This window comes from Heyndrickxia coagulans DSM 1 = ATCC 7050 (assembly GCF_000290615.1).
Lineage (GTDB): Bacteria > Bacillota > Bacilli > Bacillales > Bacillaceae_C > Weizmannia > Weizmannia coagulans.
The window spans coordinates 18,766-31,027 of record NZ_ALAS01000093.1; the positions used below are offsets into that span (position 1 = coordinate 18,766).

The following is a 12,262-nucleotide window of genomic DNA, read 5'->3' on the forward strand; positions in this document are numbered from 1 at the left end:
TATAATATCAGAGACAGCGGCAAGGGGGAGGAATCATGGAAGAAGCTCGTATTGATAGAATTAAGAAGCAATTGCATTCGGCCAGCTACAAACTGACGCCGCAGCGGGAAGCAACCGTGCGCGTTTTGCTGGAACATGAAACAGACCATTTAAGTGCGGAAGATGTATACCTCCTTGTGAAAGAAAAATCCCCTGAAATCGGCCTGGCCACCGTTTATCGCACGTTGGAACTGCTGTCCGAACTGAAAGTGTTGGACAAAATCAATTTTGGCGACGGGGTATACCGTTATGACCTGAGGCAGGAAGGCGCCGCACATTTTCACCATCATCTTGTCTGCATTGAATGCGGCGCGGTGGACGAAATTCAGGAAGATTTATTGGAAAATGTCGAAAAAGTTGTGGAAAGCCGCTGGAATTTTATTATAAAAGACCATCGCCTGACATTTCACGGGATTTGTTACCGGTGCCAGCAAAAAGAAAAGGGAAACGAAAACGGAAAAAACGAAAAATAACCGGCCTTTTCGCACGACGAAAAGGTTTTTGTTATAACACCGCATTTTTCAGCCGGTTTTAATTTTTACATAAAAGGATGTATAAAACGGCGGAAGTCTGTCATAGCTTGTATGTAAAGCGATACAGAAAGGCGGGCGGGATATGCCGTGGCTGAAACTTTTGCTTCATGCGTTTAAAGTCTTCATATTATTTTTATGCTGCACATTGCTGTTCTACTTTTCCCTGCTTTGGGTGAACCAGGAATATGAAAGCTACCACCGTTATGAAAAACCAAAAGGCGCGGCTGTAAAGGTGAGTGCCGGGGACCATAAGCCTGCCTGGGCAGAACGGCTGCTGCTCTTTTATATGGATGGGGAGTAATCGGAATGGAAGATCAAATCAAAGATTTCATGCATTTTATGATCGTTGAAAAAGGGCTTGCTGAAAATACGGTCGCGTCCTACAAACGCGATCTGCACAATTATCTCCGCTATCTGCAAAAAGTGGAGCTTGTTTCATCCTGGAATGAAGTGACACGGTTTCACATCCTCCATTTTCTGAACTTTTTAAAACAGCAGGGAAAGTCCTCGAAGACGATTGCCAGGCATGTCGCCTCCATCCGGTCTTTTCATCAGTTTTTGTTGCGGGAAAAATTTGCGGGCCAGGATCCGACTGTCCATATTGAAACCCCGAAGCCCGAGCGGACGCTCCCGAAAGTGCTGAGCGTTCAGGAAGTGGAAGCGCTCCTTGCCGCGCCAAAAGGGGATACGCCCCTTCATATGCGGGATGCTGCGATGCTTGAACTGCTGTATGCAACCGGCATGCGCGTCAGTGAGATGACCGGCCTTAATCTTGATGATTTGCATTTATCGATGGGATTTATAAAATGTATCGGAAAAGGGGACAAGGAAAGGATCATCCCGGTCGGCCGCACGGCGTCGGCTGCACTTGACCGGTATTTAAAAGAAGGGCGCCCCAAACTGGTTTCAAAAACAACAAGAACGGATGCCCTGTTTTTGAACCATCACGGCGCCCGTCTCTCACGGCAAGGCTTTTGGAAAATATTAAAGGCGCTTGCGAAAAAAGCCAATATTGAAAAAGACATCACCCCGCACACACTGAGGCATTCATTTGCCACCCATCTGATTGAAAACGGGGCAGACTTGCGGGCGGTACAGGAAATGCTCGGCCATGCCGACATTTCCACAACACAAATTTACACCCATGTTTCAAAAACGAGGTTAAAGGATGTCTATGCGAAATTCCATCCAAGGGCTTAAACCCGCCGCCTGCTTTTCCGGGCGCGGCGGTTTTGGCAGGGCCTCGTTTTTCGGGAACACAGGGGCAAATCAAAAACAGATCTTTAAGGCGCACGGCGTAAAAACCGTGCGTTTTTTATTTGTCCGGCAGCTGGCATTCCGCGGATGAAAAGAAAGGGAATTTATCCAGTATAAAAATGGCGCAACTGGAAAAAATGATTTTATGCATATCTCCCAGCGTGTACGGAGGTTTTGTTTTCACGTTTTACGATTTTACAAGTTGGAGGGTCATCATGAAGAAAATCATTGGTTTGGTTACCTGCTTCATGCTCGCTTCTGGCGTCCTTGTGCCTGAAGCGTTCGCAGCCGAAAAGAAAAATGAACTGGCGCCGGAAACGAAATCCGCCATTTTAATTGAACAGGCCACGGGCGAGGTGCTGTACAGCAAGAACAGCCATGAAGAATTGCCGCCTGCTTCCATGACGAAAATCATGACCATGCTTTTAATTATGGAAGCGCTCGACAAAGGCGAAATCAAAATGGATGAAAAAGTACGGACGAGCGAGTATGCGGCATCCATGGGCGGATCGCAAATTTTTCTCGAGCCCGGCGAAGAAATGACGGTGAAACAAATGCTGAAAGGGATTGCGATCGGTTCGGCAAATGACGCGGCCGTTGCGATGGCGGAAAGAATTGGCGGAAGCGAGGAAGCTTTTGTCGACAAAATGAATGAACGGGCAAAAGCGCTCGGTTTGAAAAACACCCATTTTGAAAATGTGACCGGGCTCCCTGTCAAAGGCCACTACAGTTCAGCTTATGACATGGCCGTCATGGCGAAGCAATTGCTGAAACATCACGGCATTACAAATTTCACCGGCAAATATGAAGATTACTTAAGGGAAGGCTCCGATAAAAAGTTCTGGCTCGTCAATACCAATAAACTGGTCCGCCATTATCCGGGCGTTGACGGCCTGAAAACCGGTTTTACAAATGAGGCAAAATTCTGCCTGACCGCAACGGCAAAGAAAAACGGCATGCGTGTGATCGCCGTCGTTTTCGGGGCGCCATCAACAAAAGTGCGGAACGCCCAGGTTTCCAAAATGCTTGACTATGCGTTCAGCCAGTACACCTCCCATCCGCTTTACAGAAAAGGCGCGGTGCTTGATCAGGTCAAAGTGTCAAAAGGTAGCATGCGGCACGTCCAGGCGGTCACGAGCGAACCGGTATCGGTGCTGACGAAAAAAGGCGTCAAATTGTCAAATTTGAAAAAAAACGTGGAGCTCAAAAAAAATGTGCAGGCCCCCGTCCAAAAAGGCGATGAAATTGGAACACTGACTGTCAGCCAGGACGGAAAGGTGCTTGCAAAAACAACGCTTGTTGCCGACAAAACAGTGAAACGCGCAGGCTGGTGGCAGCTGTTTAAACGTGCGGCAGGCATGTTTGTCCAGAAAGATTGATGTCGAATCCGCCAGGTTTCTGTTTTTTTAAAGCTTCTTTTGTCTCCCAGAAGGAAAAACGGGAATCAAGGTCGAAATGACTCACTATTAACAGCGAAGGAGGCTTTAATTGTGAGTCTGGCTATTGACCTGGAAGTGAAAAAAGATGTCCTGTGCATCCGGCTGCAGGGGGAATTGGACCACCATACGGCTGAAAGCTTGCGTGCAAGCGTGACAAAAGCAATTGAAGAAAACGGCATCCGCCATCTTGTATTAAATCTGGAGCAGCTTTCCTTTATGGATAGCTCCGGTTTAGGCGTGATATTGGGAAGATACAAACAGATCAAGCAGAAAAACGGGGAAATGATCGTCTGCGCCATTTCTCCGGCCGTAAAAAGGCTGTTTGAACTGTCCGGCCTCTTTAAAATCATCCGCCTTGATGAATCGGAACAATACGCGCTGCACAGATTGGGGGTTGCCTGAATGAAAAATAAAATGCAATTGCAGTTTTCCGCGCTCAGCCGGAATGAATCTTTCGCCCGCGTGGCGGTTGCCGCTTTTGTTGCCCAGCTTGATCCGACGCTTGATGAATTGACCGAAATCAAAACGGTCGTATCCGAAGCGGTAACAAACGCGATTATTCACGGATATGAAGAAAACCCGGATGGAATGGTTTATGTATCGGCTGCCATTTGTGACGACGGCACGGTTGAAATTACCGTCCGCGATGAAGGGAAAGGCATAGCGGATATTGAAGAAGCCAGGCAACCGTTATTTACAACAAAGCCTGAACTGGAAAGATCCGGAATGGGCTTTACGATCATGGAAAACTTTATGGACGATGTAGAAATCCAGTCGCAGCCAGAATCAGGCACCATCATTCGTCTAAAAAAGCATTTGGCCTTGAAAAACGCCTTATGCAATTAAGGAGTCGTGCCGATGGATGCAGAACTGAAAAAGGCAGAAAATAAAGCCCGGTTAAAAGATGAGGAAGTGAAAAACCTGATCAGGCGCAGCCAGGAAGGCGACCAGGAGGCACGCGACCTGATCGTTGAAAAAAATATGCGCCTTGTCTGGTCGGTTGTCCAGCGCTTTTTAAACCGGGGATATGAACCGGATGACTTATTTCAAATCGGCTGTATCGGGCTGTTAAAATCGGTTGATAAATTTGATCTTTCGTATGATGTCAAATTTTCCACCTATGCAGTCCCCATGATCATCGGGGAAATCCAGCGGTTTTTGCGCGATGACGGGACGGTAAAGGTGAGCCGTTCTTTGAAAGAAACGGGCAACCGGATCCGCAAAATCCGCGATGAGTTAACGAAAAAGCTGGGGAGATCGCCGACCGTGCATGAAATTGCATCAGAACTCGGGATGCCGGTGGAAGAAGTCGTCATGGCGCAGGAGGCAGGCAAAGCCCCATCATCTATCCATGAGACGGTATATGAAAACGATGGCGACCCGATCACGCTTCTTGACCAGATTTCAGACCAGAACGACCAGAAGTGGTTTGACCAGATTGCCCTCCAGGAAGCGATCAGAGGGCTTGAGGAACGCGAAAGGCTGATTGTGTACCTCCGCTATTACAAAGACCAGACACAGTCCGAAGTGGCGGAACGGCTTGGCATTTCGCAGGTGCAGGTTTCACGGCTTGAAAAGAAAATACTTGAAGTGATGAAAGAGCGCATGGAATTGTAAACGTGCGCTTTTTTCATTCCCGGATGTGCCATCCAACTGAAGCGTTTTTCCCGAAAATAACACGGGATACACGGTTCCCCGGACTCCGGCAATGGAAAAAAGCACAGGAAGCGTGCAAAAGTGATCATACGATACATACAACATTAAACCGGTGCATGAAAATCTTCCAATATCACATACTACAAACACAACGTATGAAAGCAGGGGGTGAAGGCAGTGGATGAAACGATTTATTTGCGGCTCCGCCACCGTATTCGCGTCAATCCGGGCTTTACTGTAAAATTATCCCATATTGCCCAGATTCACGCGCCGTCCGGTATACAGGAAACCCTTTTGGACACTCCCGTCCAAACCATTTCCAAGGCTGACGGCAACACCGTTGTCATTGACATGATGAAAATTATTTCCAGTATCAAGAAAAAGGTTCCGGACGCTGCCATATCTCCTGTCGGCCCGGCGGCAACGATTGTGGAAGTAGCTGCAAAAAAGAGATACCTGCCGATTTTGTTTTTTATGTTGATTTGGATTTTGCTGTTTTTAGGTTCCGCGCTCGGGATTATCAATTTTCATGAAGACGTCGACATGCGGGCTGCCCAGGAAAAAATTTATTACCTGATTACAGGCATCCGCGACAATACGCCGCTTATGTTTCAAATTCCCTATACGCTCGGCCTCGGGGCGGGTATGGTGATTTTTTTTAACCATGCGTTTAAGAAAAAATTTAATGAAGAACCGAGCCCGCTTGAAGTTGAAATTTTTAACTATCAACAGGACATCGACCATTATATCCTGTTGAATGAGAATAAGGAGAACATGAAACATTTTGACCATCCTTAAGCAGATCTTCACCGTGTTTTGCGGGCTCGGCGGCGGGCTTGTGGCCGGCTGCGGGTATGTGGCTTTTTTAACAGTGCTTGGCATTGTGCCGCGGCTTGTCCAGTTGTCCAGGACGGAACGATTCATCCAATCATACGAATGGGCCGTTGTATTCGGGGTGCTGTCCGGGACATGGTGGGGGCTCGGTGGTGAAGGCGGCCGGCTTTCTGTAATTGTTGCGGCGCCTGTTGGGTTGTTTTGCGGACTGTTTGTCGGCATGCTTGCTGCGGCGCTCACGGAAGTGGTCAATGTCATCCCGATTTTTTCCAAAAGAATCGGAATGGACGGGCGTCTTGCCGGCGCATTGATGGCGATCGTGCTCGGGAAGGTGGCCGGCGCCTTATTTCAATGGCTTTACTATGTAAATCATTAAGAAAGGAATAACCGGCATGGTGGAAAAACGGCGGGTGATCCTTGTCACGGACGGGGATGAGTATGCGAAAAAAGCAATCGAATGCGTTGCGAAAAAAATTGGCGGGCGCTGTATTTCACAGTCATACGGAAATCCGACCCGGTTGAAGGGGGAACAGATCGTGGACCTGATCCTCAAGGCGGCCGGAGACCCTGTTTTTGCCATGTTCGATGATTCAGGGGTGATCGGCCCGGGATCCGGCGAAGAGGCGCTCACTTTTGTGGCCGGGCATCCGCACATCGAGGTGCTCGGCGTGATTGCGGTCGCATCGAAAACCCATCAGGCCGAATGGTCAAGGGTGGATGTATGCATTGACAATACCGGTGAAATAACGCCGTACGGGGTGGACAAATTCGGCATTCCGGAAATGGATTTGAAAAAAATCAACGGGGACACGGTTTACAGTCTTGACCGGCTGGACGTGCCCATTATTGTCGGTATCGGGGATGTGGGCAAAATGTCGAAAAAAGACGATTATCATATCGGCGCCCCGATCACGGAAAAAGCGGTACGCCTGATCTTGGAAAGGAGTGGGTTCAAGAATGGCTGAAGCAGGCAGGAAAAGGCCGATTTCATCCAATCCGGCAGAAGTGGAAGCATTTTTTAAAAATAAAGTCGGGCTTGGCATCAGCTATGATATCGGTGTCAGAAAAATTCGGGTCCTTGATGCAGAAATCCAGCTGTACTATGTCAACGGGCTCACGGAAACGATTTCGATTATCCAAATTATGAAAGAACTGCTGAAATTAAATAACGGCAAGTTTTCTTCCGGAAAAGTGCATGAACTTGTTGAAAATTATATCGTCCATATGCAGGTCGAAAAAGTCAACACCTATGATGAAATGGTGGATAAAGTGCTGTCCGGGCTGATCGCCATTTATGTCGAAGGAAAGCAAGAAGCATTTATTATCGATGTTCGCAATTATCCGGGAAGGACGCCGATGGAACCGGATACGGAAAAAGTCGTCCGGGGTGCGCGTGACGGTTATGTCGAAAACATCGTCCTCAACACGGCCTTGACGCGGCGGAGGATCCGCGATGAGCGGCTGCGCTTTGAAATGATGAAAGTCGGCAAACGCTCGAAAACGGATGTGTCGATTGCTTATATTGAAGGCGTGGCAGATCCGGGCGTCATCGAAACGGTCAGAAAAGAACTGAAGGCGATCGAGATTGACGGGATTACGATGGCAGATAAAACAGTGGAAGAATTTATTTTGAAGCAAAATTATAATCCTTTCCCGCTGATCCGCTATACGGAACGGGCGGACGTCGCGGCCACCCATTTGCTGGAGGGGCATGTGCTTGTATTGGTGGATACCTCCCCAAGCGTGATGATTATGCCGACAACGGTTTTCCACCATATGCAGCACGCCGAAGAATACCGCCAGGCTGCAGCAGTCGGTACGTTTATCCGCTGGGTAAGGTTTTTCGGGATTGCCGTTTCTCTTTTTCTCCTGCCCCTTTGGTATTTAGTGGCGGTGGAACCGTCGCTTTTGCCGGACCAACTGGATTATATCGGGCCGAATAAGCAGTCGCATGTCCCGCTTGTCCTTCAGCTTCTTATCGCTGATTTAGGCATTGAGTTTATGCGGATTGCCGCCATCCATACGCCGACGCCGCTCGCCACCGCAATGGGCTTGATTGCGGCTGTATTAGTCGGACAGATTGCGGTCGAAGCCGGGCTGTTTGTTTCGGAAGTCATTTTGTATGTATCCGCCGCGGCAATCGGGACTTTTGTCACGCCAAGTTATGAGCTGAGCGTGGCGAATAAACTTGTAAGAATGATTTTACTGATTATCGTGGCGCTTTTTAAAGTCAAAGGTTTTGTGATCGGCATCACCGTTTTTCTGCTGTTCCTTGTGTCCATCCGTCCGTTGAAAACGCCTTATTTCTGGCCGTTTATCCCGTTTAACCCGCAGGCATTTTTCCAAATCCTGTTCAGAAAGCCGATTCCGGGCTCCAAATACCGCCCGAGCATTGTCCGCCCGGTCGACCGCTTCCGCCAGCCGCCTGAAGCTTGAAACTATTGCAGAAAGCCTGTTTTTATGTTAAAGTTAGTAGAAAATTAACGCAAAAGTTGCAGGAAAGGGAGCCGGATGCCTGCCCGGTTTATGCCGGGAAGGCTTCTCTCCCGATTGGCGGAATATTAGGTGGGGTTGAAAACATGAAGCATAACGGGTCGGTAAAGGTGAATGCAAAGGGGCATCTCGAAATCGGCGGTGTTGACACGGTAAGTCTCGCTGCCCGTTACGGAACGCCTCTTTATGTATATGACGTTGCTTTAATACGGCAAAGGGCCAGAGCATTCAAGGAAACATTCCGGAAACTCGGCGTCAAATCCCAGATTGCTTATGCCAGCAAGGCTTTTTCCGCCATTGCCATGATCCAGCTTGCAGATGAAGAGGGGCTGTCTTTGGATGTTGTTTCAGGCGGGGAGCTGTATACCGCACTTGCTGCCGGTTTTCCTGTTGAACGCATTCATTTCCACGGCAACAATAAAAGCCGGGAAGAATTGGAAATGGCGCTTGATGCCGGAATCGGCTGCATCGTTGCCGATAATTTTTACGAGCTTGACATGCTGGAAAATCTGTGTGCAAAAAAAGGCCGCAAAGTTTCCGCGCTCTTAAGGGTCACACCGGGCATTGAAGCCCATACACATGATTATATTTTAACGGGCCAGGAAGATTCAAAATTCGGTTTTGACTTGCAAAACGGGCAGGCGGAGGCAGCGCTGAAGCAGGTGCTGGCATCCGGCCGGATAAAACTGCTCGGGGTGCATTGCCATATCGGATCGCAAATTTTTGAAACAGCCGGCTTTGTCCTGGCTGTGCGGAAAATTATGGATAAACTGGACGAGTGGCATGCCAGGTACGGCTATCTTCCGGAAGTGCTTAATCTTGGCGGCGGTTTCGGCATCCGCTATACGGAAGAAGACCACCCGCTTCCGCCTGCTTATTATGTGGAAGAAATCGTCAAAGAAGTGAAGAAACAGGCCGGTTCCCGCCGCCTGCCGCTCCCCGAGATCTGGATCGAACCGGGCCGCTCGCTTGTCGGCGAAGCCGGGACGACGCTTTATTCAGTCGGGTCCCGCAAGGAAGTGCCGCATGTCAGAAAGTATATTGCGGTTGACGGGGGGATGAGCGACAATATCCGCCCGGCGCTTTATGACGCAAAATATGAAGCGGTGCTGGCCAACCGCCCGCTTGATAAGTGTGAAGAGACCGTATCCGTTGCCGGGAAATGCTGCGAATCAGGGGATATGCTGATTTGGGATCTGCCGCTGCCGAAGACAGGCAGCAATGATCTTTTGGCCGTATTCTGCACCGGCGCTTACGGCTATTCGATGGCAAATAACTATAACCGGATCCCGCGCCCGCCGGTTGTGTTTGTCGAAAACGGCAAAGATGAGCTTGTCGTAAAGCGGGAGACGTACGAAGACCTGATCCGCAATGATCTCCGCCTGCGCGTGCCGCTTTCTTGACAAATCCGCGGCGGAGAAGCGGATGGCGCCTGTTTTCCGGCTTTGCTTTTGGAAAATATTGTACGTACCTTGTTTACTTTCTCTGAAATAGGAATATACTAATAAGTAAAGCGTTTGAATTAAATTGGATGATTACGAGGGATTCAGTATGTTAATTCGGTATAAAAAATCTTTCGATAAAATTGCCATGGGCCTGTTGTCCTTTATGCCAGATGAAAAAGATTTGAAAAAGCTGCAGCAAACAAAGCAATTGTACGAAACAGAGGACAACTGGCAGCTTTTTTTATGGAAAGAGGATGATGACATTGTCGGCCTGATCGGGGTAGTGCTGGATGGGGACAAAGTGGAAATCCAGCATATTTCCGTCAATCCCTCTTATCGCGACCAGGGAATCGGGAAAAGCATGGTCAAGGCTTTAAAACAAATGTATGAAGGAAAAGAAGTGGTTCCGAATAAATACATTGTTGACTTCTTCCATAAGTGTGCTGAAAAAGAAGACCCGTCCTGACCGGGTCTTCTTTTATTTCGAATACGGCAAAAAGGACCTGCCGGCTTGATCCCGGAGGCCCTTTTTACGGTTTTACCAGATATACGCACTGCCGACAATGATCAACAAAATAAAAAGCACGACAATTAACGCAAATCCGCTGCCCCAGCCAAAACCGTCAGCCATGATAACCCCTCCCTCAACAGTCATTACATGGTATACTATGTAGGCGCGCCGGAACATGTATGGACTCCTGCCCATCTGCGCGCTTTTGATTGGAGATGCATACGTTTCAGGCTATACTTATTTTGACGTTTTGAAAAAGGAACGGTGTACAATTTTATGGAATATAAAGTGAAAATCGGTGCGTTTGAAGGGCCGCTCGATCTGCTTTTGCATCTGATCCACCAGCTTGAAATCGACATTTACGATATTCCGGTGGCTGAAATTACCGAGCAGTATTTGGATTACATCCATACAATGAAAGAGCTTGAACTGGACGTCGCGAGCGAGTATCTTGTGATGGCGGCCACACTTTTGGCGATCAAAAGCAAAATGCTTTTGCCAAAACAGGAGCCGTCCGAACCGGATGAAGATTATACGGTGGAAGAAGACCCGCGCGAACAACTTGTCGAGCGCCTCCTGGAATACAAAAAATACAAGGAAGCAGCCGGCACATTCAAACGCCTTGAAGCCGGCCGCAACGAAATCTTCACCAAGCCGCCGAGCGATTTGTCGGCGTTTGCGCCGGACGCAGATGGAAAAAAAATCGGCGCCAATGTGACGATCTATGATATGATCGGCGCGTTAAATAAACTTTTGCGCAGAAAAAAATTGCAAAAACCGCTGTTTACCAAAATCACACGGCAGGAAATCTCGATCGAAGAAAGAATGGCTGAAATTTTAAAACAGCTGGAAACGGCGCCGGGAAGCGTCCAATTTTACGACTTATTCTCTTTTCATGATAAAGAACAAATTGTCGTAACTTTTTTGGCTGTTCTGGAACTGATCAAGCGCCATCAAATTATGGCGGTACAGGAAGAAAATTTCGGCGACATTACCGTTGTAAGGAAAGAGGGGGATTGATATGGAAATCGTCCATTGGAGAGGCATCCTTGAAAGCCTGTTGTTTGTAGCAGGGGACGAGGGGCTTTCCCTGAAACAAATTTCCCATGTAATGGAAATTGAAGAGTTTGAAGCAGTTGAAATTTTAAAGAATTTAAAAGAACAGTACGAAAACGACCCGGATCGCGGCATCACGCTCGTTGAACTGGCAGGCACGTACCAGCTGGCAACCAAAAAAGAGCATGCGCCGTATTTGAAAAAACTGGTCGAATCGCCGAATACGAATACATTATCGCAGGCGGCACTTGAAACACTGGCGATCATCTCCTATAAACAACCGATTACAAGAATTGAAATCGAAGAAATCCGTGGTGTAAAAACAGAAAGGCCGCTGCAGACGCTGATGGCAAAAGGGCTGATCCAGGAAGTCGGCAGGCAGGAAGGTGCCGGGCGGGCGATCCTTTACGGCACGACCAAAGAATTTCTTGACCATTTCGGGCTGAAAAGTTTAAAAGAACTGCCGCCGTTTCCCGAACAGCCGGAAGATGAATTTTCGCAGGAAGAAGCAGATCTGTTTTTTGAAAAATTCCATGAAGAAAAAGGCGAAAACGGATTTTCGCCGTGAAGAAAGCTTGCCCAAACTGGTGCAGGCTTTTTTCGTCTTCCGCATATTCCGGTTATTTCTTCCTGTTCCGTGCATAAACTTGTACAAAACGCGGTTTGGAAAAGCTGAAAAAAGGAGCTTCTTTATGAAACGGTATTTCCTATATGCGGCGCTTGCGGTGCTAATTTTTTCGGCCCTTCCGCCAAGAGCGGCTGCTGCGCCGTCCGTGCAGGCAAAAAGCGCGATATTAATGGACCAGGATACTGGGCGGGTTTTGTACGAAAAAGATGCATACGAACCGAGAAGCATTGCCTCGATTACGAAAATCATGACGGCGCTAGTGGCCATTGAATCGGGAAAAATGAACAAGGAGCATTCCTGTAATGAAGGAAATTTGAGGTTTGCACAAAAAAGAGCCCCCCTGGTATGATACGAGGTGTCCAGAGCTTCAA

Annotated in this window: 17 protein-coding genes; 16 read left to right on the forward strand and 1 reads right to left on the reverse strand. The window is 48.2% G+C overall.

Annotation, left to right across the window (positions count from 1 at the left end):
* Positions 1-35: 35 nt before the first annotated feature.
* The 13 genes from fur (at position 36) to IC21_RS04155 (ending at position 10,162) form a co-directional block, all read left to right on the forward strand.
* Positions 36-512 carry a ferric iron uptake transcriptional regulator gene (fur, locus tag IC21_RS04095; protein ID WP_029142087.1) on the forward strand — a complete coding sequence of 159 codons (477 nt, stop codon included), beginning with the start codon at positions 36-38 and terminating at the stop codon, positions 510-512.
* Positions 513-654: 142 nt separating this feature from the next.
* Positions 655-873, forward strand: coding sequence for a YqzK family protein (locus tag IC21_RS04100; protein WP_029142088.1), 219 nt, complete (start codon positions 655-657; stop codon positions 871-873).
* Between the two features lie 5 nt (positions 874-878).
* Entirely contained in the window at positions 879-1,772 is an 894-nt protein-coding gene (gene xerD / locus IC21_RS04105; RefSeq protein WP_013859563.1) for a site-specific tyrosine recombinase XerD, read from the forward strand.
* Between the two features lie 272 nt (positions 1,773-2,044).
* Positions 2,045-3,208 carry a D-alanyl-D-alanine carboxypeptidase family protein gene (locus IC21_RS04110; RefSeq protein WP_029142089.1) on the forward strand — a complete coding sequence of 388 codons (1,164 nt, stop codon included), beginning with the start codon at positions 2,045-2,047 and terminating at the stop codon, positions 3,206-3,208.
* 111 nt (positions 3,209-3,319) lie between these two features.
* Positions 3,320-3,670: an anti-sigma F factor antagonist gene (gene spoIIAA, locus IC21_RS04115; RefSeq protein ID WP_014098106.1), complete on the forward strand. Its 351-nt coding sequence runs from the start codon at positions 3,320-3,322 to the stop codon at positions 3,668-3,670.
* Positions 3,671-4,114 carry an anti-sigma F factor gene (gene spoIIAB / locus IC21_RS04120; protein WP_013859559.1) on the forward strand — a complete coding sequence of 148 codons (444 nt, stop codon included), beginning with the start codon at positions 3,671-3,673 and terminating at the stop codon, positions 4,112-4,114. It abuts the gene before it with no gap.
* A 12-nt stretch (positions 4,115-4,126) separates the two neighbouring features.
* Positions 4,127-4,885, forward strand: a complete 759-nt coding sequence (sigF, locus tag IC21_RS04125) for an RNA polymerase sporulation sigma factor SigF (RefSeq protein WP_013859558.1) — start codon at positions 4,127-4,129, stop codon at positions 4,883-4,885.
* 216 nt (positions 4,886-5,101) lie between these two features.
* The gene (locus tag IC21_RS04130; protein ID WP_017553619.1) at positions 5,102-5,722 is read left to right on the forward strand and encodes a stage V sporulation protein AA; all 621 of its coding nucleotides are present in this window, start codon (positions 5,102-5,104) and stop codon (positions 5,720-5,722) included.
* On the forward strand, positions 5,709-6,134 hold the full coding sequence (locus tag IC21_RS04135) for a stage V sporulation protein AB (RefSeq protein WP_019720469.1): 426 nt from the start codon (positions 5,709-5,711) through the stop codon (positions 6,132-6,134). The genes IC21_RS04130 and IC21_RS04135 overlap by 14 nt, the downstream gene beginning before the upstream one ends.
* A gap of 16 nt (positions 6,135-6,150) precedes the next feature.
* Positions 6,151-6,723 (forward strand): stage V sporulation protein SpoVABEA, encoded by a 573-nt coding sequence (gene spoVAEA / locus IC21_RS04140; protein WP_017553617.1) that lies wholly within the window; start codon positions 6,151-6,153, stop codon positions 6,721-6,723.
* The gene (locus IC21_RS04145; protein WP_029142090.1) at positions 6,716-8,194 is read left to right on the forward strand and encodes a spore germination protein; all 1,479 of its coding nucleotides are present in this window, start codon (positions 6,716-6,718) and stop codon (positions 8,192-8,194) included. The genes spoVAEA and IC21_RS04145 overlap by 8 nt, the downstream gene beginning before the upstream one ends.
* A 143-nt stretch (positions 8,195-8,337) precedes the next feature.
* Positions 8,338-9,654 (forward strand): diaminopimelate decarboxylase, encoded by a 1,317-nt coding sequence (gene lysA, locus IC21_RS04150; protein ID WP_029141276.1) that lies wholly within the window; start codon positions 8,338-8,340, stop codon positions 9,652-9,654.
* Positions 9,655-9,802: 148 nt separating this feature from the next.
* Positions 9,803-10,162: a GNAT family N-acetyltransferase gene (locus IC21_RS04155; RefSeq protein WP_017553614.1), complete on the forward strand. Its 360-nt coding sequence runs from the start codon at positions 9,803-9,805 to the stop codon at positions 10,160-10,162.
* 72 nt (positions 10,163-10,234) lie between these two features.
* On the opposite strand, the gene IC21_RS16115 is transcribed toward IC21_RS04155, so the two are convergent.
* Positions 10,235-10,327 carry a YjcZ family sporulation protein gene (locus IC21_RS16115; RefSeq protein ID WP_014098115.1) on the reverse strand — a complete coding sequence of 31 codons (93 nt, stop codon included), beginning with the start codon at positions 10,325-10,327 and terminating at the stop codon, positions 10,235-10,237.
* 156 nt (positions 10,328-10,483) lie between these two features.
* Here IC21_RS16115 and IC21_RS04160 point away from each other — a divergent pair, with 156 nt between their 5' ends.
* The 3 genes from IC21_RS04160 to IC21_RS17670 all read left to right on the forward strand — a co-directional run bounded on the left by IC21_RS04160 (position 10,484) and on the right by IC21_RS17670 (position 12,240).
* Positions 10,484-11,227, forward strand: coding sequence for a segregation/condensation protein A (locus IC21_RS04160; protein ID WP_013859550.1), 744 nt, complete (start codon positions 10,484-10,486; stop codon positions 11,225-11,227).
* A gap of 1 nt (position 11,228) precedes the next feature.
* A complete protein-coding gene (scpB, locus tag IC21_RS04165) occupies positions 11,229-11,831 on the forward strand; it encodes an SMC-Scp complex subunit ScpB (protein WP_013859549.1) in 603 nt (200 codons plus the stop codon).
* Positions 11,832-11,955: 124 nt separating this feature from the next.
* Positions 11,956-12,240 (forward strand): D-alanyl-D-alanine carboxypeptidase family protein, encoded by a 285-nt coding sequence (locus tag IC21_RS17670; protein ID WP_371836567.1) that lies wholly within the window; start codon positions 11,956-11,958, stop codon positions 12,238-12,240.
* The last annotated feature ends 22 nt before the right edge of the window (positions 12,241-12,262 follow it).